The following is a 20,528-nucleotide window of genomic DNA, read 5'->3' as shown; positions in this document are numbered from 1 at the left end:
TCCCTATTTCGTGACATGGGCCTGTGCACTGTTTTCAGGCATGATAGCTTTGCCTAAGACCCCGCCAACCTGTCCGGCCACCCCTCAGGCCTTGCATGAGAGCGAGCACAGATGAGCACCGCGCCTACCAGTCCCGACGCCGCCCCCGACCCCTCGTTGCTCACCGCAGAGGAGCGCTATTTCAACCGCGAGCTGTCGTGGCTCGAATTCAACGAGCGGGTGCTGGCCGAGGCGACCAACCCGGCCTATCCGCTGCTCGAACGGCTGCGCTTCCTCTCGATCTGCGGCAGCAACCTCGACGAGTTCACGATGATCCGCCTCGCCGGCCTTGTGGGGCAGGTGCGCACGGGCATTTCGGAAACCTCGATCGACGGGCGGACCGCCAGCCAGCAGCTTGCCGCCATCACCGAAAAGATGCGCGCCATCGAAGGCCGCCAGCAGGTCGCGCTGCGGGAACTGCGTCCGCTGCTCGCCGCGCAGGGCATCCACATCCGCGGCGGCGACCTCGCCAGCGACAAGGCCGAGCAATGGCTCGAACGCTATTTCATCGAGCACATCATCCCCGTGCTTACCCCGCAGGCGATTGACCCGGCGCACCCGTTCCCCTTCGTTTCAAACCTCGGCATCGGCGCACTGTTCAACCTCGAACGCACCATCGACGGCAGCCAGCTGATCGAGATGGTGCTGATCCCCGCCGCGCTGCCGCGCTTCGTCCGCGTGGACGACGAGGCGGCGGATGGCGAAGCGGTCTACGTCGCCATCGAGCGTCTGGTGCTGCGCTTTGCCCACCTCCTGTTCCCCGGCTTCACCATCAAGGGCCAAGGCGCGTTTCGCCTGCTGCGCGACAGCGACATCGAGATCGAGGAAGAGGCCGAAGACCTAGTGCGCTACTACCGCAGCGCGATCCAGCGGCGGCGGCGCGGGCAGGTCATTGCCATCGAGCTGGACGAGAACTTCGACCGCGAGGCCGAGGAGATGCTGCGCGACAAGCTCGGCCTCAAGCAGGCCTTCGTCACCAAGACCCTCGGGATGCTCGGCATTTCGGGGCTGTCGAACGTGGTGGGCGAGGACCGGCCCGACCTCAAGTTCACCCCCTATTCGCCGCGCTATCCCGAACGCGTGATGGAGCACGACGGCGACGTCTTCACCGCCATCGGCGAGAAGGACATCATCATCCACCACCCCTACGAGAGCTTCGAGGTGGTGGTCGATTTCCTGCGGCAGGCGGCGCGCGACCCCAAGGTCATCTCGATCAAACAGGCGCTTTACCGCGCAGGCCAGCAGTCGCCCGTGATCAACGCGCTGATCGAGGCGGCGGAGAACGGCAAGTCGGTCACCGCCGTGGTCGAGTTGAAGGCACGCTTCGACGAGGAGCAGAACCTCAAGTGGGCGAACGAGCTGGAACGCGCGGGCGTGCAGGTGATCTACGGCTTCGTCGACTGGAAGACCCACGCCAAGATCTCGATGGTCGTGCGCGCGGAAGACAACGGCTACCGCACCTACTGCCACTTCGGCACCGGCAACTATCACCCGATCACGACCAAGATCTACACCGACCTCTCCTACTTCACCGCCGACCCGGCGCTGGGGCGCGATGCGGCCAAGCTGTTCAACTTCATCACCGGCTATGTCGAGCCGCAGGCGATGGAGAAGCTGGCAATCTCGCCGCTGAACCTGCGCGAGAAGCTCAACCAGTGCATCGACCGCGAGATCGAATTTGCCCAGGCTGGCAAGCCCGCCACGATCTGGGCCAAGATGAACTCGATCACCGAGCAGGGCATCATCGACCGGCTTTACGAGGCGAGCCAGGCGGGCGTGCAGATCGTGCTGGTGGTGCGCGGCATCTGCTGCCTGCGTCCCGGCGTTCCGGGCCTGTCGGACAATATCACGGTCAAGTCGATCATCGGCCGGTTCCTCGAACACAGCCGCATCTGGGCCTTCGGCAACGGCGAGCCGCTGCCCTCGAACAAGGCGCTGGTGTACATCTCCAGCGCCGATGCGATGGACCGCAACCTCAACCGCCGGGTCGAAACGCTGGTGCCGATTGCGAACCCCACGGTGCACGATCAGGTGCTCGATCAGGTGCTGCTCGCCAACCTGCTCGACACCGAACAAAGCTGGCTGCTCGATGGCGAAACCGGGGAATACGAGCGCGTGCAGATTGACGCGGACACCGAGGATACCGACGGAAACGGTGTGCCCGGCTTCAACTGCCACGCCTATTTCATGACCAACCCCTCGCTGTCGGGCCGTGGGGGAGCATTGAAGGAAAGCCTCGTGCCCAAGCTGACCCTGCGCAAGGGAGCCTTATGATTTCTGCTACGAAGCGCGGCTCGGGTGCCACCGCACCGGGGCCGGAACGCGCCGTGATCGATATCGGCTCGAACACGGTGCGACTGGTGATTTACGGCGGACCGCGACGGGCGCCGATGATCTGGCTGAACGAGAAGGTGACCGCCCGGCTCGGCCGCGATCTCGCCGAAACGGGCCGCATGCCCGATAAGGCGGTCGACCTTGCGCTAGGCGGGCTGGCCCGCTTTGCCGCCATCCTCGAAGACATCGGCGTGACCAAGGTCGATGCCGTGGCCACCGCCGCCGTGCGCGATGCGGCGAACGGGCCGGAATTCGTAGAACAGGTGCGTGCGCTGGGGCTCGATGTGCGGGTAATTTCGGGCGAGGAAGAGGCCCGCACCGCCGCCATGGGCGTGATCGGAGCCTTCCCGCAGGCCAGGGGCGTGGTCGCCGATCTGGGCGGCGGCAGCCTTGAACTGATCGCCATTGCCGATGGCGAGTGTTCGCACGGCGTCTCGCTGCCGCTGGGGACGCTGCGCCTGCCAGCCCTGCGCGAGCAAGGCGGGGCGGCCTTCCGCAAGGCCGTGGAAGAGGAACTGGCCAAGGCCCATTGGGCCGAAGAGCACAGGGGCCCGCTCTATCTCGTCGGCGGCACCTGGCGCGCGCTCGCCAAATTCGCGATGAACGCGCAGGACTATCCGCTGTCCGACCCCCACGCCTATACGCTCTCGCCGGAAGAGGCCGAGCATTTCGCCAAGCAGGCCGCGCAGATGAGCGCCGAAGAGCTGGCCGCCATTCCCGGCGTGTCGTCGTCGCGCGCGGCAGGGCTGGCCGATGCCTGCGCCATGCTGCGCTCGCTGACCGCGCAATTGAAGCCGCAGGCGCTGGTGTTCTCGTCCTGGGGCCTGCGCGAGGGCCTGGTCTACAACCAGCTCGACGAACTCGAACGCGCGAAAGACCCGCTGCTGTCGGGGGTGGAACACTTCACCCGCCCGCGCGGCGTCACCGCCACGCAGGCAACACTGATCGCGGGCTGGACCGCCGCCGTGGCTCGCGGCGGCGTCAACGACGACGAACGCCTGCGCATGGCGGCCACCATGCTGGCGCTGGCCGCCGCGCAGATCGAGCCGAACATGCGGCTCGCCCACTGCACCGACTGGGCCTTGCACAAGCGCTGGCTCGGGCTCGACCATCGCGGGCGGGCGCTGATCGCCTCCGCGCTGCGCGGAGCCTGCGGCAAGCCCGAGCCGACCGCGCTGCTGAAGGAGCTGGCCAGCAGCGAAGACCTGCGCCGCGCCGCCGGGTGGGGCCTCGCGATCCGGCTGTGCCGCCGCCTGGGCGCTGGCTCGCGGCTGTCGCTGCTTACCAGCAAGCTCACCCGCGAAAACGATGCGCTGACGCTGTGGATCGACCCGGCGCGCGAGCAGCTGCGCTCGGGCACCGTCGAGAGCGACCTCAAGGCGCTGGCGCGCTGGCTCGATCTCGAATGGCACATGGAATAGCCGTTCTTGACACTTTAGTGACAATCGGACGGCTAGGCTTGCCCTGATCGCTGCGCCCGGTGCACGGTGCGCGCAAGAGATTGGAGGCGAGCCCGACCATGGTCGCGAAGCAAGCACTGGCCGCGCAGGAAGCGGCAAACGAAAACGGCACTGTCGATCAGGATGCGCTTGGATTGACGGCGCTGGCCGAAGGCGTGCTGGCGCGCGACTTCCGCCCGCGGGTATCAACCGTACGGCGGCTGGCCGAGGCGGTTCTGGCGCTGCACGGCGATGTCGCCGAACTGAAGAAGGCCGGCAGCAAGTCAGCCAAGGCGAGCAGCAGCAAGTCGCCCAAGAAGGGCGGCAAGAAGAAGAAGCGCAAACTGGCCAAGATCCCCGGCCAGAAGAAGTAGCCGCTCACTGGACTCTGATGACATTACCCTGATCCACCTTGCTCCCCTCCCCTTGGGGAGGGGCTGGGGGTGGGGGCTCGACGCTGGCTGGGTGCCCTCATCCCAACCCTTCCCCGCAGGGGAAGGGCTTTGCGAGTGGATGCTATGTCATCCCGCTCTAGAACGGATCGCCGGTCTGCTCGTCGAACGGGCGCGTGTCAGCCGGCGGGCTGCGATAGGGCGGGCGCTGGCGCATGGAGAGGTCGCCCTTCCACGGCACCTGATCGACCTCGGTCCAGGCGTTGACGTGCAGGCGATAGAACTTCCAGCGCCCATTGCGCTTCACCAGCCGGTCGTCGCGCGTGCCGATGCCGAACACGAAGTTGGTGCGATAGTCGGCGTTCCACTGGATGATCTGGAAGAAGCACCGCACCCGCGCGCCTTCGGGCTTCGGGTCCATGATGAAGTGGTTCATCAGGTGCTGGCGCCCGAACCACCAGTGCTGGCGGTCGTTCCACAGGCTGCGCAGGTTGGCGCGGATCGCCTCGTGGCCCTGCACCTTGCCCTGCCACAGGTGGTCGAACTCGGCATCCTCGGCGAAGGTGGCGATGGCCTGTTCCTCGTCGGCCAGGTCGATCCCCCAGGCATAGCGGGCGAACAGTTCCTCGATCTCGGCGCGGTCGGCCACCGGCATGATTTCCGGCACCCCATCGGGCCAGCAGGTCTCGGTCATTCGTTCGTCTCCCGTCATTCAATGCTTGAAAAATGCTTCTGCAGGGTAATTGTAGCGGGAACAGCGAAAAGCCCAAGTGGGAGACGATACGGTGCCGGAAATATTCCATCTCTACGACAGCTTCGGACTTCAGAAGCGGCCGACCATGCGGTTCGAAGCCGACGTGTTCGAATGCGAGGTCGAGGGGGAAATCCCGGCGGAGCTGGAGGGCAGCTATGTCCGCACCGGGGGCGACCGGCAGTATCCGAGCCTGGAGGACGACATCATCCTCAACGGCGACGGGCTGGTGTCGAGCTTCCGGTTCGAGAACGGCCACGTCAGCTTCCGCAGCCGCTATGTCCAGACCGAGCGGTTGCAGGCCGAGCGCGCGGCGCGGCGGCGGCTCTATGGTCACTATCGCAACCCCCACACCGACGATCCGACCGTCTCGAACCTCCCCCAGCGCGACAACACCGGCAACACCTATGCCTTCGCGCACCATGGCGAGCTGTTCATGCTGCGCGAGGATTCGCGGCCCTACCGGGTCGATCCCGAAACGCTCGAAACGCTTGGCGAGGGCCAGTGGGGCGACCTCAGGAGCACGGCGCTCACAGCGCACCCGAAGATCGATCCGGTCACGGGCGAATGGTGGAGCTACGGCGTCTTCGCCGGCGGCGAGCCGACCACCGATGCCTCGCTCCATGTGTTCGACAAGCACGGTAAGCTGGTGCGCGAGCAGTGGTTCCACACCCCCTTCCCCGGCCTCAGCCACGACTGGGGCGTGACCCGCGAACACCTCGTGTTCCCGATCATGCCGCTCACCGCCAGCGAGGCGCGGCTGCGCGAAGGCGGGCAGTACTACCAGTACGACCCCGATCTCCCTTCGGCCTGGGGGATCATGCCGCGCAATGGCGATCCTGCGACAGACATGCGTTGGTTCCACGTGCCAGGCCTCGTGCTCGGCCACATCATGAATGCCTATACCGATGGCGACAAGGTGGTGGTCGACACCCCCTGTTCGCCGGGCAACTGCTTCAGCTTCTTCAAGGACAAGCACGGCAACCAGCCGACCATGCCGGAGACCATCACCCAGCTCACCCGCATCACCTTCGATCTTTCCAAGTCCGCTGACGAAGCGGTGACGCTGGAGCCGGTGACCGGGGCGCTCGGCGACATGCCCCGGATCGACGACCGCTTTGCCATGAGCAAGTATCGGACCGGCTATTTCTCTCTGCGCGCCTTCCCCGAGATGGGTGTGGGCCAGATCGACTGGGACACCGGCGACCTCACAGTCCACTCGCTCACCGGCGCTGCCGCGCAGGAGCCGCTGTTCGTGCCCCGCAGCGCCGACAGCGCGGAAGGCGACGGCTTCATCCTCACCGTGGTCGACCGCTTCGAGGAACGCCGTGCCGAGCTGTTGATCCTCGACGCACGCGATGTCAGCCGTCCGCCGCTGGCCACCGTGAAGCTGCCGTTCGGGCTGCCGATGGCCTTCCACGGGAGCTGGATTCCGGCTTGAGCCGAAGGCCAATACCGCAACTCCCGCTCACCCCTTGAGGCGAGCGGGATCGCGATCGGCGTCAGTTCGGGCCGGGGGCGCCCGCGTCGGCCTCATCGACCTCGACCGTCGGTACTTCGACGGTCTTTTCTTCCATCTTCACGTCCACATCGGGCGTATCGACGTCGTATTCAGGCAGGCTGCCTTCCTTCACGTCGACATCCACCTCGGGCATGTCGCCTTCCTTGGTCTGTTCAACGTCGCAGGCGGCAAGGCCCATGGCCGCGGTGCCCACCAGGGCGAAGCTCATCAGTTTACGCATCGATCACTCCTTTGTTATCGTGCATTAACAAGGCCAAGCCCCGAATGGTTCCCAAAGCCGTGTCAGCCCGTCACCCGCGCCACGAACGCCGCCAGCATCCGCTCGACCTCGGTCTGGTCGCTGCCGACCGATAGCGCCGGGCTGAGGTGGTTGTGCCCGGCGAGGTAGTGAATCTCGGGATAGCGCCCGCGCGCTCCATACCATTGCTCGACCAACTGGGCGGCCTGCTGCTGGAAGTCGTCGGGATCGAACTCGGCGACCGAGAATTGCACCGGCACCGGCGTCTTGAGCAGGCCCGGCATGCACGACGCCGCCCCCCATTGCCGCCGGTCGGTGCCGTAGTAGGCCTCGGCCGAGGCGTTGGGCGCGCAGGTGTGGGTGTCGTAGATGCCGCTCATCAGGCAGGCCCCGGCGATTCCCTCGGCACGGTCGGCGCGGTGCGCGAGATAGCCCGCCACGTGAACCGCCCCGGCAGACTGGCCCGAGAGCACGATCTTCGCCGGATCGCCGCCGTGCTCTGCCACGTTCGCGCGCAGCCAGTCGACTGCCATGGCCATGTCGTCGGGACCGGAGGGGAAGCGATGCTCGGGCGCGAGGCGGTAGGTCAGCGTGACGCCGATCATACCGTGCCGCGCGGCGAAGTCGCCCATGTTCGAGTAGAACGGCGAACCTTCGGTGTGCTTGTCACCCATCAGGAAGCCGCCGCCGTGGACGAACACGAAGACCGGTGCGCCCTCGGCGGCGCTCTCCCGGAACAGGTCCAGCCGGTGGCGCGGATCGGGGCCATAGGCGATGTCGCGCTGGACCTGCGTGTCAGGCGACAGCCCCCGGTTCATGCCCTTGAGCAGTTCAAGCGAACCGCCCAGCATCTCGGGCGAGAGGTCGTTGCCGAGCGCGGCCAGCCTGGCGCGGATTGCGGGGGTCATGCGGCATTCTCCATCAACAGGACCGGCTTGATCACCGTGCCCGCATGGGCATCGGCGAAGGCGCGGTCAATCTCGGCGAAGGGGTAGAAGGTGATCATCCGGTCGAACGGCAGGCGGCCCTGCTGCCAGTAGTCGGCCAGCAAGGGCAAGAAGGTCTGCGGGTTGGCATCGCCGCCGAGCACACCGCGCAGCTGTTTGCCGCCCGCCAGCATGCCGAACATGCCGGGATCGAAGCCCCCGAGCGGCGCGGCAACGAAGCCAGCCGTGCCGTTCATCGCCAGCACCTCCAGCGCGAGCCGGTGGATCGCCACGGCGTTGGTGGTGTTGAAGGTGAAGTCCATGCCCCGCCCGGTGATCGCGCGCAGCCTGGCGGCAAGGTCAGGTTCGTCGCCGCGCAGGGTGTCGGTCGCGCCGAACGCGCGCGCCAGTTCGAGCCGCTCGTCGGAGAGGTCGACCGCCACGATCCGCCGTGCGCCTACCAGCTTTGCCGCCATCACGGCGGAGAGGCCCACCGCCCCGGTGCCGAGCACGGCGATGCTATCGCCAAAGCCCACCTTCAGCGCCTCGATCACCCCGCCCGCGCCGGTCACAACCCCGCAGCCGAGCGGGCCGAGCATCTCCAGCGGCAAGTCCTTGGGCATCTTCACCGCTGTTCGTTGCGGTACGATCGCGTGGCTGGCGAAGCTCGATTGACCGAAGAAGTGCGAGTGGATCGCCCCCTCGTCGCCGCATAGGGCCGTGCTGCCGTCGAGCCGCTTGCCGCCGAAGCACAGCGGCATGGCGAGATCGCAATAGGTCGGCCTGCCCGCGAGGCAACTCGGGCACTTGCCGCAGGAGCTGCCCGAGAGGACCACGTGGTCGCCCACCGCGAAGCCGCTCACGCCCTCGCCCAGTTCCTCGACCACGCCCGCGCCCTCGTGGCCGAGCACGATCGGCTGCGGCGAGTGCCTGCCGGGATGCTCGTGCAGGTCGGTGTGGCAGATGCCGGTCGCGACGAGGCGGATGCGCATCTCGCCAGCGCGCGGGGCCTCCTGATCGAGCTGGACCAGCCGGGGCGCTTCGCCTCCGTGGCCGGACAGGGCGGCGGTGATCTTCATGGGGCTACCTTCGGGTTAGGGGCCAAGGTGTGACAGGTGTGACACTGTCCTGAGGGGGAAATTCTGTGGGGTGATCGGGGCGGAGTCATAAGCACGGCATGGCGCATGAGGGGCGGCGTAGGAAACTCCCATCGTCGCCATAAGCCCTGCCCCTTGAGGGGGAGGGTTGGGTGGGGGTGCTCCGCCCTCGCGGACGTTCCAGCCCCCACCCCCAGCCCCTCCCCAGGGGGAGGGGAGTCATGGCGCGCCTTCCCCCAAGTGATGATCGTTGCGAATATCGGCCACCTCGCCGGTCTGCGTCAGCAGGCTTTTGCGGCGCAGAAACCGGCGCAGGCTTTCCGGCCCTATCCGCGGTGCACCATAGCCCGACCAGCCGAAACTGTCGGTGCCGAAGGTCCGCATCTTGGCGAAGGTGAGGAAGGTATCCTGCAGGAAGATCCCTCCGGCGTTCAGCCGCCGCCCGATGCGCTCGGCCTCCTCGGCAGTCCCGGCGATCACGCTCGCCGTCAGCCCAAAGCGCGTATCGTTGGCGAGACGCACCGCCTCGTCCTCCTCGTCGTAGGCCATCACCGGCAGGCAGGGGCCGAAGGTCTCTTCCTGCATGATCAGCATCGTGTGATCGACATTGGTGAGGATGGTCGGGCGCAGGTAGAGCCCGCCGCCAATATCCTCCACCGTGCCGCCACTGCGCAGCACGGCGCCCTTGCGCACGGCATCGTTGATATGACGTGCTACAATCGCCCCCTGCGGCGGGTGGGTGAACGGCCCGATATGCCCGGCGCGGGGGTTGTCGGCATTGAGCCGCACCTCGGCCGCCTTCTCCACCAGCAGCGCAACGAAATCGTCGTGCACCGAGCGGTGGACATAGACGCGCTCGACCGAATAGCAGACCTGCCCCGTGGCATAGACCGCCCCGCGCAGCACCGCCGTCGCCGCGCGTTCGAGATCGGCGCTGGCGGTGACCACGCAGGGGTCTTTCCCGCCCAATTCGAGGTTGCACGGGATCAGTCGCTCGGCGCAGGCGACCGCGACCTTGCGCCCCGTCGGCACCGAGCCGGTGAAGCAGATCGTGTCGGCCTCCTCGATCACCGCCTGCCCGACCTCGCCCGGACCGGTCACGTAGGCGAACACCCCGGCCAGCTCGGGCACCTGCCGCACGGTTTCGAACAGCGCCTCGATCACGCGCGGGGTCACTTCGCTCGGCTTGAGCAGCACGGCGGAACCGGCAAACAGCGCGGGCACCGCATCGAGCAAGGCCAGCATCAGCGGCGCGTTCCACGGCGAGATCACGCCCGTAAGCGGATAGGCCACCACCTGCGACTGCACCCGCACGCTGGGCATGGCGGTGCTCATCGCGTCATAGTCGAGCGCGGCGAAGGCACGCGGGGCATCCTCCAGCCAGCCGCCGATATTGCCCATGGTGATAAAGCCTTGCAGGTAGCTGGTGTGGCATCCGCCGGTGTCCTGCGCATCGGCCTCGCCGATGGCCATGGCCTGCGCCTTCACCGCGCCGAGCCAGCGTGCCATGACCGCGCAGCGCCCTTCGACGCCCAATGCCTCCCATGCGGGCTGGTTCGCGCGCAGCGTGGCGGCTTTCTCGGCCACCTCCGCGCGCGAAGATACTGCGATCTTGTGATCGACCTTGCCGCTGCGCGGATTGCGCACGGCAAGCATCTGCTGAGTTGTTGCCATCTGTCTCTCCCATTGGCGCCGCCAAGCTAGCGCCGCCGCACAGGATCACAACAGCAATCGCATGCTAAAAATTACATTGCGAAATTAATTCCGAGCCACACGGTCAGCGGTGTTCCAAGGTCCATCGAGCCGCCCTGATTGCGGGTGATGATGGTCTCGTCGAACAGGTTTTCCACGCGGGCCACGGCGGACAGACCGCGCGTTACCGGCATTCGGGCATAGAGGTCGACCGTGGTCGCGGCGGGCAGCACGTCGCCTTCCTGATCGTCCTCGTACTGGTTGCCGACATGGCGCAGCGTGGCCGAGAGCAGTGCGCCTTCCACCGGACGCCAGCCAAGCGTGGCGCTGGCGGCGAATTCGGGCACCTGTGCCGGGCGGTTGCCATCGAGTTCCAGCGCCGCGCCGGTGCCCACAACCTTGGCGTCGGTCAGCACCAGCGTGCCGTCGAAGCTGAACGCGCCGGTTTCGGCGCGCGCGGCGAACTCCAGCCCGCGCGCCTCGAGCGAATCGAGGTTGCGGCGCTGGCGGGTGTTGGTGCCCACGGTGACGTTGGCGATGGCGTCCTTGACCGTGTTCTCGAACCAGGTTGCCTGCAAGGTCACACCCGGTGCGGGCATCAGGTCGATCCCCGCTTCCAGCCCTTCGAGCCGCTCGGGCAGCAGCGCGGCATTGGCGTTGGTGGTGACGAGGAAGACCACGAAGGGGCGGTAAAGCTCGTTCAGCGTCGGCAGGCGGAAGCCGGTGTAGACGGCAGCACGCAGGCGCGCGCCTTCGGCCACGTCGAACAGCGCGCCCGCGCGCCAGGTCACTTCCCAGTCCGACCGGCTGGCGTAATTGGTGTCTTCAGTGAGCGCGCCCGCCGGGCTGTAACGCTGGAAGTAGCCATCGGTGATCGTATAGCGGTCGGCACGCAGGCCGCCGGTAAGGGTCAGCGCGCCCAGCTCCCAGTCGTCCTCGACATAGGCTCCGAACTGGCGGTTCTCGCCGCCCGCGCGGCGGGTCTGCGTGAGCGCGCCGGTGCCCGCGTTATAGGCGTCTTCCACCAGGTCGCCCGCCGAACGGCGCGCATCGACGCCCAGCCGCAGCGTGTGTCCGCCGCCCACCGGGGGGCGCACCTCGATCTTGCCGCCCTGCCCCTCAGCGGGAGTATCGCGCTGGTCGAGCGTGAGGTTGAACGTGTTCGACGACATCACCTTGTTGGAGAAGTTGCGCCACTGGCCATAGGCCACCGCATCGACCTGCCACGGCCCCCGACTGACCAGACGCAGCGACACGTCCTGCCCCTCGATCGCGCTGTCGGCCCCGGCAAAGCGCAAGGTGCGGTTGTCCTCGAAGGCGAGCGCGCGCAGCTGCACCTCGACATCGCCGAGCTTCTGCACCACGCGGCCGCCGGCGGTCCAGCTGTCGTAGGCCGCGGGCACGCTGGCCGCGACGCGCTGGCTTTCCGGCGTGGTGTCGAAGCCGTCGCCCCGGTCCCACCGGCCCGAGATCACCGCGTAACCGCTGCCGAACTCGGGCGCGAGCGTGGCCGAGAGGCTGGTCTCCTCGCGGTCGTTTACAAAGGCGGCGGCGTTGACCAGCCCCAGTTCGCGCGCCGAGGCGCTTTCGAGCGCAATCGTGCCCGCCAGCGCGCCCGCGCCGAACGGGCCGGAGCCGCCGCCGCGCGTCACCTGAATGCGCGACAGCGTTTCGGGCGCAACGGCGCTGAACGGTACATAGCCGAAGAACGGATCGACCATCGGCACCCCGTCGAGCACCACCAGCGCGCGGCTCGACGCATTGCCGCCGAGCGCGCGCAGGGTCGCCCCCTGCGCGGTGGGGTTCGACGAGCGGCTGTCCGAGCGGCGGAACTGCTGGAACCCCGCCACATTGCCCAGCGCATCCTCCAGCCGGCCCGAACCGGTGGTGGTGATCGCCTCGCGGTCGAGCGTGATGGTCGAATAGGCAGGCGTAGCCGGGGTATCGGGCAGGCCCTTGCCAAGCACGAGGATCACGTCGTCATCGGCCTCCTGCGCGGCGGCGGAGGTGGCGACAACGGCGAGGAGAGCAGCGCTGGCGCGGAGCAAGGTTTTCATGGGGCAGAAACTCGTCAGATTGATTTTGTCCGAAACGCCCCTTAGCCTCTCGGACTTGCCGCGTCACCCCGTCAATGGCAGGATAGCGGGCAAGGGAGAGAATAATGCGAAACGTGCTTATCGCCAGCACCGCCGCGCTGGTGGCTGTCAGTGCCACGGCCCATGCGCAAGAGCCCACCGAACAAGCGGAGACCTCTGTGACCACCATCGTTCCGGCCGTCGCCGAAGACCACGCAAAGCTGCTCGCCAGCGACGATCCGCGGCTGGCAGCGAACAAGCGGCTGGTTTACGACATGTACCGGATCGTGCTGCAAGGCGGCTATGCGGGCCGCGCGGGCGAGTTCATCCGCGAGGACTATATCCAGCACAACCCCAATGCCGCGCAGGGGCTGGCGGGGATCATGGACTATGTGCGTGCAACCCGGCCCGAGCGCCCACTCGAAGACCGTATCGAGCTGCCGCTGATCAACCTCGTGGCCGAGGGTGACTATGTCATCACCTCGTTCGTGCGCAGCGAAGTCGATGCCGAGGGGCAGACCTATTACACGACATGGTTCGACATGTTCCGCATCGAGGATGGCAAGATCGCCGAGCACTGGGATCCGATGACCCGCAACGACGCAAAGATCGATCCCAACTCGCAGCGGATTGCCGACTGACGCGTGAGGTGATGAGCGGCGACATCGTCGCCCTTCGCCCCCTCCGCTCAGCCTGAGCGGACTTGGGGCTGTTTGTAAGGGAGGCGGCAGCCGAAAGGTCTCTTTCGACTGCTCGTGGAAATCCGCCTAGTCGATCATCTCCGCCACCAGTCGGCGCAGTTCGCGCGAAGTCAGCTGGGCGGAGCGGGTGAAGGGAATAACGGCCTGCGACAGATCGGCAGGCAGGAAATCAAAGCGCGACCAAGGGGCCACGCGGGTATTCGTAATATGCATTAAAATCCTTGTGCGGGCGGCGCCACCATGGCGCCTGCCCGATTGCCGCCTACCTGCGGAACTGCCTGCCGCGCGGTCCGCCCGGGCCTTGCCCCGGCGTGCGTTCGCGGAAGGTGATGCGACCCTTGGAGAGGTCATAGGGCGTCATTTCGACGTGAACCCGGTCCCCTGCCACCGTACGGATACGGTAACGGCGCATCTTGCCTGCAGTGTAAGCGATGAGGCGATGATCGTTGTCGAGGAGAACACGGAACCTACCGTCGGGCAAAACCTCTTCGATTTCCCCTTCAAAGGTGAGCAGTTCTTCCTTCGCCAAATCGAGCCTCGCTTTCGATAAAATATGGGCCTGCCGCACGCCACTATGACGCAAAAAACAGGCGGTGATGTGCAAAATGGAAATGATGGCGCGATAAAGGTTCGCAAGCCATTTCCGGCCACCCGATGAAAGACAGGCGACGTTTGAACGAGGCCTATATAGATCAAGCGCCCGCATTTTACAATGCGAGCGCTTGAAATAATATTATTCCGTCCAACGCCCCTCCCCTTGGGGAGGGGCCGGGGGTGCGGGTTTGACGCCCGATCCCCCATCCCGACCCTTCCCCGAGGGGAAGGGCTTTTGGGGGATCACACCGTTACGCTGGCGTCGGTGAGGATGGTCTTGGTTTCGAGGTAGCCCCACAGGCCCTCTTCCCCGCCCTCGCGGCCAATGCCCGAGGACTTGAACCCGCCGAACGGCGCGGTCCACTCCATCCGCATGCCGTTCTGGCCCACCACCCCGGTGCGGACCTGCCGCGCAATGTCGTAGGCGGCCTGCGCGTCGTTGGTGAAGACCGAGCCGTTGAGGCCATATTCGCTGTCGTTGGCGATGCGGATCATGTCCTCCTCGTCCTCCGCCGGGATCAGGCACAGCACGGGGCCGAAGATCTCCTCCTGCGCGATGCGCGAGGAATTATCGACATTGGCGAACAGCGTCGGCTCGATGAAATAGCCCTTGTTCATGTGCGAGGGGCGGTTGCCGCCGGTCACGAGGTCGGCGGTCTTCCTGCCTTCCTCGATATACATCTCGATCCGATCGAGCTGGCGCTTCATCGCCACAGGGCCAAGCTGGGTTTCGGGATCGTTCGGATCGCCGATTTTCACGCCTTTCATCACGCCCGCAATCGCCTCGGCCAGCTCGTCGTGCCGCGCCTTGGGGACGATGGCGCGCGAAAGCATCGCGCAGACCTGCCCGCTCATCACGGTTATGGTGTTGCCGAGGATCTGCGCGACCGCTTCGGTGGGGAAGTCGTCGCGAATGATCGCCGCCGACTTGCCGCCCAGTTCGAAGGTGGCGCGGGTCATGTTGCCACCCGCCACGCTGGCGATGTGCTTGCCCGCCGCCGAGGAGCCGGTGAAGGTGATCTTGTCGAGCTTGGTCGAGTGGATCAGGTGATCGGCCGCCTCGCGGTCGGACGGCACGAGGTTCACGGTGCCGGCCGGCATGCCGCAGGCCTCGGCGCATTCGGCGATGATATAGGCTTCGAGCGGGGTTTCGGGCGATGGCTTCATGATCACGGTGCAGCCCGCGATCAGCGCGTAGAACACCTTGTTGGCCATGATCGCAAACGGCCCGTTCCACGGCGCAATGGCGGCGACCACGCCGACCGGCTCGCGCGCCATGACCACGGTATCGACCAGCTGGCCCTTGCGCTGGCTGGTCCATTCGAAGCTCTCGCCCAGCGCCGCAATCCCGCGCAGGCCAGCGACAGCGCCGCCGTGCATCGGGCCTGCCGCCGTGGCGAGGCCGCCGATCTGCGCGGTCCAGGCCGTGGCGAGTTCGGGCACGCGCTTTTCCAGCTCGTCGCAGAACTGCATCAGCTTGGCCATGCGTTCCTTGGGCGAGAGGCGCGGCCAGGGGCCGTGGTCGAAGGCCTCGCGGGCGGCATCGACCGCCTTGTCCATATCGGCGTTGCTGGCATGGGCGACGCGGCCCACGACCTCTTCGCTGAACGGGTTGATCAGTTCGATCTCGGCGCCGCTGGTCGCAGCGACCCATGCGCCGCCGATGAACAGCTTATCGGGATGTTGGATGGTTACGCCTGCGGGGGTCATGAAAGTCTCCTCAGTAACTGGAAAGAATGGTCAGCGAGCGGCTGTCGAGCGGTTTGCCCTCAGCCTGCAATTGCAGCTCGCGCGCGCGCAGCTTGCCTTGGGTATCGATAAGCCAGGCGTGGATGGCCTTCACCTGGGAAGCGTCGAGCCGGTCGGCAAACGAGGGCATGCCGTTCATCTTGAACAGCCCGCCCAGCACCACCTGCTCGAACCCGGCATGCACATTGGGCGCGATCCGCCGCAGGTCGGGCAGAGGCGCGCGCGGCTGGTTCGAGTGGCACATCGCGCAGTTGGCGGTGAACAGCGCATTGCCCATGGCGATCATCTCGGGCGTGGCATCTGGATACTGCGCGGGCGGTTCGGGTGCGGGTTCGAGCGGCGGCAGATCCGCCGGTTGCGGGGTCGGCCCGCCGCCGACTTTGTAGACCAGCAGACGGTTGGCATTGCCCTTGCGGTAGGCCGCGGCATAGCCGGGCATAAAGCCCCAGCCGCCGCCGCCCCAGCCGGTCTGCACCGCGACATATTGCACGCCGTTCACCCGGTAGGTCATTGGCGCGGCCATGATCGAGGAGCCGGTGTCGACGCTCCACAGTTCCTTGCCCGTCTCGCTGTCGCGCGCGGTCAGCTTGCCGGTGACGCTGCCGTGGAACACCAGACCGCTGGCCGTGGCGAGCACGCCCTGCCGGTCCTGCCAGCCCGCGCTCGGCACCGCCCACTTGGTCTTGCCGGTGAGCGGGTCCATCGCGCGCAGCTCGCTGGAAAAGGGCTCGTCCTTCACCCATTGCCATGCCTCGCTCGCCTCCACCTGCTCCCGGATCGGGGCAGGCAGCGTGGGCGCGGCAGCTTCGAGATCGGGGGTGAAGATGATCGCCGCATCGGCGTTCATGAACTTCTTCTCGTGCTTCACAGCAGCCGGATCACCGGTGAGGAACATCAGGTTGCCCATATCAAGCACGTGGGCGAAATAGGTGTTCCGCGTGGGATCGAAGGCCGCCGGATACCAGTTGCGCGCGCCCGGGGAGCCGGGAAACACCACTTTCGGGCCCTCGGTGTAGTCGGCCAGATCCATCCGCATATTGGGCTTGCCGGTGTCGAGGTTCCAGCCGTCGGCCCAGTTGGTGCGCACGATGGCATTGGCGGCAAGCGGCTTGCCGTTCTCGCGGTCGACCACGAAGAAGAAGCCGTTTTTGGGCGTGTGCAGGATCACCGGACGGCTCGCGCCGTTCACCTCCATCTGCGCCAGCACCATCGGCTGGGTGGCGGTGAGATCCCAGTTGTCCTGCGGGGTCTCCTGAAAGTGCCACTTCATCGCGCCGGTCTTGCGGTCGATGGCGACGAGCGAATTCAGGTACAGGTTGTCGCCCCCGCCCGGCGAGCGGATCGCCTGCGGATAGGGGCCGCCGTTGCCAGTGCCGACGATGACCTGATCGAACTCGGGATCGTAGGTGATCGCATCCCATGCGGTGCCGCCGCCGCCGATGTCCCAGCGGGTGTCCTTGCTCCAGGTTTTCAGCGCGGCTTCCAGCTCGGGGCTTTCCTGCGGGCCTTCGGCGGGGTCGTGCGGGATGGTCCAGAAGCGCCATGCCTCGGAGCCATCGGAAATCCTGTAGGCGGTGACATAGCCGCGCGTGTCGAACTCGGCCCCGGCATTGCCGATCACCACCAGATCGCCCGCCACTTCGGGCGCACCGGTGATGGTGTAGCCGCGATCCTTGTCGACGAAGGTGTCGGCGCTCCAGACCACGGCACCGGTTGCGGCGTCGAGCGCGTAGAGCTTGCCGTCGAGCGCGGCGGTGATCACCTTTCCATCGGCCACGGCGAGCCCGCGGTTGGCCCAGTCGCAGCAGGCCGAGCGGGCGATCTGCATGTCCATCTCGGGGGTGAAGGTCCACTTCTGCGCGCCGGTGGCCGCATCGAGCGCATAGACGCGGCCAAGGTTGCCCGAGGCATACATGACCCCGTCGATCACCACGGGGGTCGATTCCTGCACGCGCTTGGTGCCGAGGTCATATTCCCACGCGAGGCCCAGTTCGCCGACGTTTTGCGGGGTAATGTCGCCGAGGCGCGAGAAGTGGCTTGAGGCCCAGTCGCCGCCGGGGTTGTCCCAGTTGTCGCCCGCGCCGTAGACCGAGGTGTCGACCTCAGGCGCGCTGTCGGAACAGGCGGCGAGCGCGAGGGCGGCGGCGAATAGCGCCACAAAACTCCCCTCCCGCTGGCGGGAGGGGTTGGGGGTGGGCTTGCGACGCTGAATGAACCGTCCGAGGCCCACCCCGCTGCGACTAGGCTCACCTGCGGTTCGCCAAGTCTCACTGCCCCTCCCGCGAGCGGGAGGGGAGATTAGGGCCTTGAGCAGCCCGATCATTGCGGCCAGCTTCCCTTGTTCGCCTCCAGCACCGACTTGAGGCTCTGCGGCTTCCTGCCCGTGACCTTCTCGACCACATCGGACACCACATCCATAAACCCCTCGCGGATCGACTGGCCGAAGGTCACCATGCCCTCGCTCGCCCACGGAATCGGTCCATCCGGCTTGATGTCGGACGCCTTGCGCGTCACGCCGAGCGAGTCGAAATACCGGTACATGCCCTCGTCATCGACATCCTCGACCACGATGGGCTTGCCCGCCATCTCGGCAATCATGCCGACCGCCTGATGGATCGTCATCGCTTCGGGGCCGGTCACGTCATAGGCCTTGTTCGCATGGCCATCCTGCGTGAGCACGCCCACAGCCACGTTCACGCAGTCGTCGCGCGCGACCATCGCCACCTTGCCGTCGCCGCCGTTCTCGGGCTTGTGGCCCGAGGCCAGCGCCGGGATCGCCATCGCGGTCGCCACGGCATCGGCGTAGAGGCTGTTGCGCAGGTGGGTGTAGGCGAGGCCGGATTCTTCGATCAGCCGCTCGGTATCGTAGTGGTCGGTCTGCTCGACGCCGGGATGATCCTTGATCCCGCCGCCGACGATCGAGGTATAGACAATGTGCTTCACCCCGTTGGCCTTGGCCGCCTTCACCGCGTTGCGGTGCTGTTCGACTCGCGTGCCCACGCGCAGGGTGGAGATGAGCAACAGCTTCTCGCCGCCCGCCATCGCCCTGGTCAGGCCTTCGAGATCGTCGAAATCGGCCGCGCGCACTTCCGCGCCGCGTTCGGCGAGGTCGGCCACTTTATCGGGGGAGCGGGTGAGCGCGATAACCTCGCAGCCCATGTCCAGAAGCTTGCTGGCCGCCGCATGGCCGAACCCACCCGACGCGCCCGAGACGATGATCTTGCCCAATTGTCCTCTCCTTTGTTGGACACGATCATAACGGATGTTAGTGTTGGTTCAACAGGAGAACGCGCCCGCGAAGGAATCGCGTCGGCTGATACAAATGGCGACTTTTCAGGCGGCGCGCTTGCGCTAGTCTGGTCGTCAAAACGGGAGGGATTGACGATGCACACCAAGACCATGCTGGCGCTTGCCAGCGCGACCTTTGCCTTTGCCGCGCCTGCGCATGCGGCCTGCGGCGATCTTGTCGGGCTCGATCTGGGCGCGGGCGAAGTGACCGCCGCGACCGAGGTGGCCAAGGGCGCCTTCACTCCCCCCGCCAACGGCATGGGCCCGCCGCCGGGTGTCGCCGCCAGCCCCTTTGCCGATGTGCCCGCCTTCTGCCGGGTGGAGATGACGCTCACGCCGAGCAGCGATTCGGACATCAGGAGCGAGGTCTGGCTGCCGCTGTCGGGCTGGAACGGCAAATATGTCGGCATCGGCAACGGCATCTGGGCGGGCTCGATCTCCTATGCCGAGATGGGCCGCGCGCTGGCCCGCGGCTACGCCACCGCCGCCACCGACACCGGCCATGTCGGCAGCGGGATGGACGCACGCTGGGCCGTGGGCCACCCGGAGAAGCTGGTCGATTTCGGCTATCGCGCGGTGCACGTCACGACCGAGGCGGCCAAGCGCATCGTGGCCGCGCTCTATGGCAGCGCCCCGCGCAAGTCCTACTGGAACTCGTGCTCCACCGGCGGTCGGCAGGGGCTGATGGCGGCCTACCGCTATCCCGAGGATTTCGACGCGATCAGCGCCATGGCCCCGGCCAACCCGATGACCGATCTGATGACGCAGAGCATGTGGCAGGGCTTCCAGCCGGTGCGCTTCGGCGTGGAGCTTACGCCCGATGTGCTTGGGCTGGTCCACTCGGAAGTGCTGCGCGCCTGCGACGGGATCGACGGCGTGACCGACGGGATCGTGTCCTCGCCGCTGCAATGCCGGCCCGACCTTGCGAAGCTGCAATGCCGCGCGGGGCAGGAGGGCGGCTGTCTATCAACGGGCCAGTATCACGCGGTGAGCAACCTGTTCAGCGGCACCCGCGCCAATGACGGCAGCCTGCTGCTGCCCGGCTGGCCCTATGGCTCGGAAATGCAGATGGCGATGCTGGTGATGGGCGAGGAGCCCTTCCCCGTCGCGATGAGCTACTTCCGCGATCTCGTCTATGGCGGAAAGTCCGATTGGGATTGGAAATCAACCGACTACCGCACCTATGAACGCGATGGCTACGCCTACGGCAACGACATTCTCAACGTGCCAAGCGACGGCCTTGGCGCCTTCTTCCAGCGCGGCGGCAAGCTGCTGCTTTCGCACGGCTGGTCCGACGGGCTGATCCCGGCGACCAACACGCTGGCCTTCCACTATGGCCTGTTCAACAGTCTGCCCGCCGCCCAGCGCGACAGCCAGCTCAGGCTATTCATGGCGCCGGGGATGGACCACTGCTCGGGCGGTTCCGGCCCGAGCGAGATCGACACCCTCGGCATTATCGACGCATGGGCCAATGGCGGCGAGGCCCCCAACCGCATTCTCGCCAACCGCCCGACGGTAGCGCCCACCTTCCCCGGACAGCCCCCGGCCCCGCCGCGCGAGCCGATGCAGCGCCCGCTCTGCGCCTGGCCGTGGGTGGCGAAGTATGACGGCACGGGCGACCCGAATGTCGCCGCGAGCTTCTCCTGCGCGATGCCGTAGACTGGAGGCAATTTCCGGTAATCCGTTCGTGG

The 20,528-nt window shown here is 66.5% G+C and carries 17 protein-coding genes; 6 read left to right on the top strand and 11 right to left on the bottom strand.

Annotation, left to right across the window (positions count from 1 at the left end; all coding sequences use genetic code 11):
* Positions 1–111 precede the first annotated feature (111 nt).
* The 3 genes from D2V17_RS08080 to D2V17_RS08070 all read left to right on the top strand — a co-directional run bounded on the left by D2V17_RS08080 (position 112) and on the right by D2V17_RS08070 (position 4,186).
* A complete protein-coding gene (locus tag D2V17_RS08080) occupies positions 112–2,313 on the top strand; it encodes an RNA degradosome polyphosphate kinase (RefSeq protein ID WP_119592563.1) in 2,202 nt (733 codons plus the stop codon).
* A complete protein-coding gene (locus tag D2V17_RS08075) occupies positions 2,310–3,794 on the top strand; it encodes a Ppx/GppA family phosphatase (protein WP_119592562.1) in 1,485 nt (494 codons plus the stop codon). Before D2V17_RS08080 ends, D2V17_RS08075 begins: the two co-directional genes overlap by 4 nt.
* Before the next feature lie 98 nt (positions 3,795–3,892).
* The gene (locus D2V17_RS08070; protein ID WP_119592561.1) at positions 3,893–4,186 is read left to right on the top strand and encodes a hypothetical protein; all 294 of its coding nucleotides are present in this window, start codon (positions 3,893–3,895) and stop codon (positions 4,184–4,186) included.
* A 157-nt stretch (positions 4,187–4,343) separates the two neighbouring features.
* Here D2V17_RS08070 and D2V17_RS08065 read toward each other — a convergent pair whose 3' ends face one another.
* On the bottom strand, positions 4,344–4,898 hold the full coding sequence (locus D2V17_RS08065; RefSeq protein WP_191229124.1) for a nuclear transport factor 2 family protein: 555 nt from the start codon (positions 4,896–4,898) through the stop codon (positions 4,344–4,346).
* A 91-nt stretch (positions 4,899–4,989) separates the two neighbouring features.
* Between D2V17_RS08065 and D2V17_RS08060 the strand changes: the two genes are divergently transcribed.
* On the top strand, positions 4,990–6,396 hold the full coding sequence (locus D2V17_RS08060; protein ID WP_119592559.1) for a carotenoid oxygenase family protein: 1,407 nt from the start codon (positions 4,990–4,992) through the stop codon (positions 6,394–6,396).
* A 61-nt stretch (positions 6,397–6,457) separates the two neighbouring features.
* On the opposite strand, the gene D2V17_RS08055 is transcribed toward D2V17_RS08060, so the two are convergent.
* The 5 genes from D2V17_RS08055 to D2V17_RS08035 all read right to left on the bottom strand — a co-directional run bounded on the left by D2V17_RS08055 (position 6,458) and on the right by D2V17_RS08035 (position 12,487).
* Entirely contained in the window at positions 6,458–6,697 is a 240-nt protein-coding gene (locus D2V17_RS08055; protein WP_119592558.1) for a hypothetical protein, read from the bottom strand.
* Positions 6,698–6,759: 62 nt separating this feature from the next.
* Positions 6,760–7,623: an alpha/beta hydrolase gene (locus D2V17_RS08050; protein WP_119592557.1), complete on the bottom strand. Its 864-nt coding sequence runs from the start codon at positions 7,621–7,623 to the stop codon at positions 6,760–6,762.
* Positions 7,620–8,720, bottom strand: a complete 1,101-nt coding sequence (locus D2V17_RS08045) for an NAD(P)-dependent alcohol dehydrogenase (protein ID WP_119592556.1) — start codon at positions 8,718–8,720, stop codon at positions 7,620–7,622. Before D2V17_RS08045 ends, D2V17_RS08050 begins: the two co-directional genes overlap by 4 nt.
* A gap of 237 nt (positions 8,721–8,957) precedes the next feature.
* Positions 8,958–10,412 (bottom strand): aldehyde dehydrogenase family protein, encoded by a 1,455-nt coding sequence (locus D2V17_RS08040; protein WP_119592555.1) that lies wholly within the window; start codon positions 10,410–10,412, stop codon positions 8,958–8,960.
* A 71-nt stretch (positions 10,413–10,483) separates the two neighbouring features.
* Positions 10,484–12,487: a TonB-dependent receptor gene (locus D2V17_RS08035; RefSeq protein ID WP_119592554.1), complete on the bottom strand. Its 2,004-nt coding sequence runs from the start codon at positions 12,485–12,487 to the stop codon at positions 10,484–10,486.
* Positions 12,488–12,591: 104 nt separating this feature from the next.
* Between D2V17_RS08035 and D2V17_RS08030 the strand changes: the two genes are divergently transcribed.
* Complete coding sequence (locus D2V17_RS08030; RefSeq protein WP_119592553.1) at positions 12,592–13,146, top strand: nuclear transport factor 2 family protein; 555 nt, start codon at positions 12,592–12,594, stop codon at positions 13,144–13,146.
* 126 nt (positions 13,147–13,272) lie between these two features.
* On the opposite strand, the gene D2V17_RS21290 is transcribed toward D2V17_RS08030, so the two are convergent.
* From D2V17_RS21290 to D2V17_RS08010, 5 genes are all read right to left on the bottom strand, one after another.
* Complete coding sequence (locus D2V17_RS21290; RefSeq protein ID WP_191229123.1) at positions 13,273–13,419, bottom strand: hypothetical protein; 147 nt, start codon at positions 13,417–13,419, stop codon at positions 13,273–13,275.
* Positions 13,420–13,468: 49 nt separating this feature from the next.
* On the bottom strand, positions 13,469–13,735 hold the full coding sequence (infA, locus tag D2V17_RS08025) for a translation initiation factor IF-1 (RefSeq protein WP_119592552.1): 267 nt from the start codon (positions 13,733–13,735) through the stop codon (positions 13,469–13,471).
* Positions 13,736–14,043: 308 nt separating this feature from the next.
* Positions 14,044–15,510: an aldehyde dehydrogenase gene (locus tag D2V17_RS08020; RefSeq protein ID WP_119592551.1), complete on the bottom strand. Its 1,467-nt coding sequence runs from the start codon at positions 15,508–15,510 to the stop codon at positions 14,044–14,046.
* Between the two features lie 10 nt (positions 15,511–15,520).
* Positions 15,521–17,707 (bottom strand): PQQ-dependent dehydrogenase, methanol/ethanol family, encoded by a 2,187-nt coding sequence (locus tag D2V17_RS08015; protein WP_245978629.1) that lies wholly within the window; start codon positions 17,705–17,707, stop codon positions 15,521–15,523.
* A gap of 161 nt (positions 17,708–17,868) precedes the next feature.
* Complete coding sequence (locus D2V17_RS08010) at positions 17,869–18,777, bottom strand: SDR family oxidoreductase (protein WP_119592549.1); 909 nt, start codon at positions 18,775–18,777, stop codon at positions 17,869–17,871.
* Positions 18,778–18,933: 156 nt separating this feature from the next.
* Here D2V17_RS08010 and D2V17_RS08005 point away from each other — a divergent pair, with 156 nt between their 5' ends.
* Positions 18,934–20,496 carry a tannase/feruloyl esterase family alpha/beta hydrolase gene (locus D2V17_RS08005; RefSeq protein WP_191229122.1) on the top strand — a complete coding sequence of 521 codons (1,563 nt, stop codon included), beginning with the start codon at positions 18,934–18,936 and terminating at the stop codon, positions 20,494–20,496.
* The last annotated feature ends 32 nt before the right edge of the window (positions 20,497–20,528 follow it).

The sequence above is a fragment of the Aurantiacibacter xanthus genome, assembly GCF_003584015.1.
Classification (GTDB): domain Bacteria; phylum Pseudomonadota; class Alphaproteobacteria; order Sphingomonadales; family Sphingomonadaceae; genus Alteraurantiacibacter; species Alteraurantiacibacter xanthus.
The sequence above is the reverse complement of the archived record's forward strand: the minus strand, read 5'-3'. Positions and strand labels throughout refer to the sequence as shown.

Excerpts from the sequence above, each read along its gene's own strand:
- D2V17_RS08035 (WP_119592554.1), bottom strand. The coding sequence starts at position 12,487 with ATGAAAACCTTGCTCCGCGCCAGCGCTGCTCTCCTCGCCGTTGTCGCC.
- D2V17_RS08050 (WP_119592557.1), bottom strand. The coding sequence starts at position 7,623 with ATGACCCCCGCAATCCGCGCCAGGCTGGCCGCGCTCGGCAACGACCTC.
- D2V17_RS08080 (WP_119592563.1), top strand. The coding sequence starts at position 112 with ATGAGCACCGCGCCTACCAGTCCCGACGCCGCCCCCGACCCCTCGTTG.
- D2V17_RS08055 (WP_119592558.1), bottom strand. The coding sequence starts at position 6,697 with ATGCGTAAACTGATGAGCTTCGCCCTGGTGGGCACCGCGGCCATGGGC.
- D2V17_RS08030 (WP_119592553.1), top strand. The coding sequence starts at position 12,592 with ATGCGAAACGTGCTTATCGCCAGCACCGCCGCGCTGGTGGCTGTCAGT.
- D2V17_RS08045 (WP_119592556.1), bottom strand. The coding sequence starts at position 8,720 with ATGAAGATCACCGCCGCCCTGTCCGGCCACGGAGGCGAAGCGCCCCGG.
- D2V17_RS08075 (WP_119592562.1), top strand. The coding sequence starts at position 2,310 with ATGATTTCTGCTACGAAGCGCGGCTCGGGTGCCACCGCACCGGGGCCG.
- D2V17_RS21290 (WP_191229123.1), bottom strand. The coding sequence starts at position 13,419 with ATGCATATTACGAATACCCGCGTGGCCCCTTGGTCGCGCTTTGATTTC.
- D2V17_RS08070 (WP_119592561.1), top strand. The coding sequence starts at position 3,893 with ATGGTCGCGAAGCAAGCACTGGCCGCGCAGGAAGCGGCAAACGAAAAC.
- D2V17_RS08065 (WP_191229124.1), bottom strand. The coding sequence starts at position 4,898 with ATGACCGAGACCTGCTGGCCCGATGGGGTGCCGGAAATCATGCCGGTG.
- D2V17_RS08005 (WP_191229122.1), top strand. The coding sequence starts at position 18,934 with ATGCACACCAAGACCATGCTGGCGCTTGCCAGCGCGACCTTTGCCTTT.
- D2V17_RS08040 (WP_119592555.1), bottom strand. The coding sequence starts at position 10,412 with ATGGCAACAACTCAGCAGATGCTTGCCGTGCGCAATCCGCGCAGCGGC.
- D2V17_RS08020 (WP_119592551.1), bottom strand. The coding sequence starts at position 15,510 with ATGACCCCCGCAGGCGTAACCATCCAACATCCCGATAAGCTGTTCATC.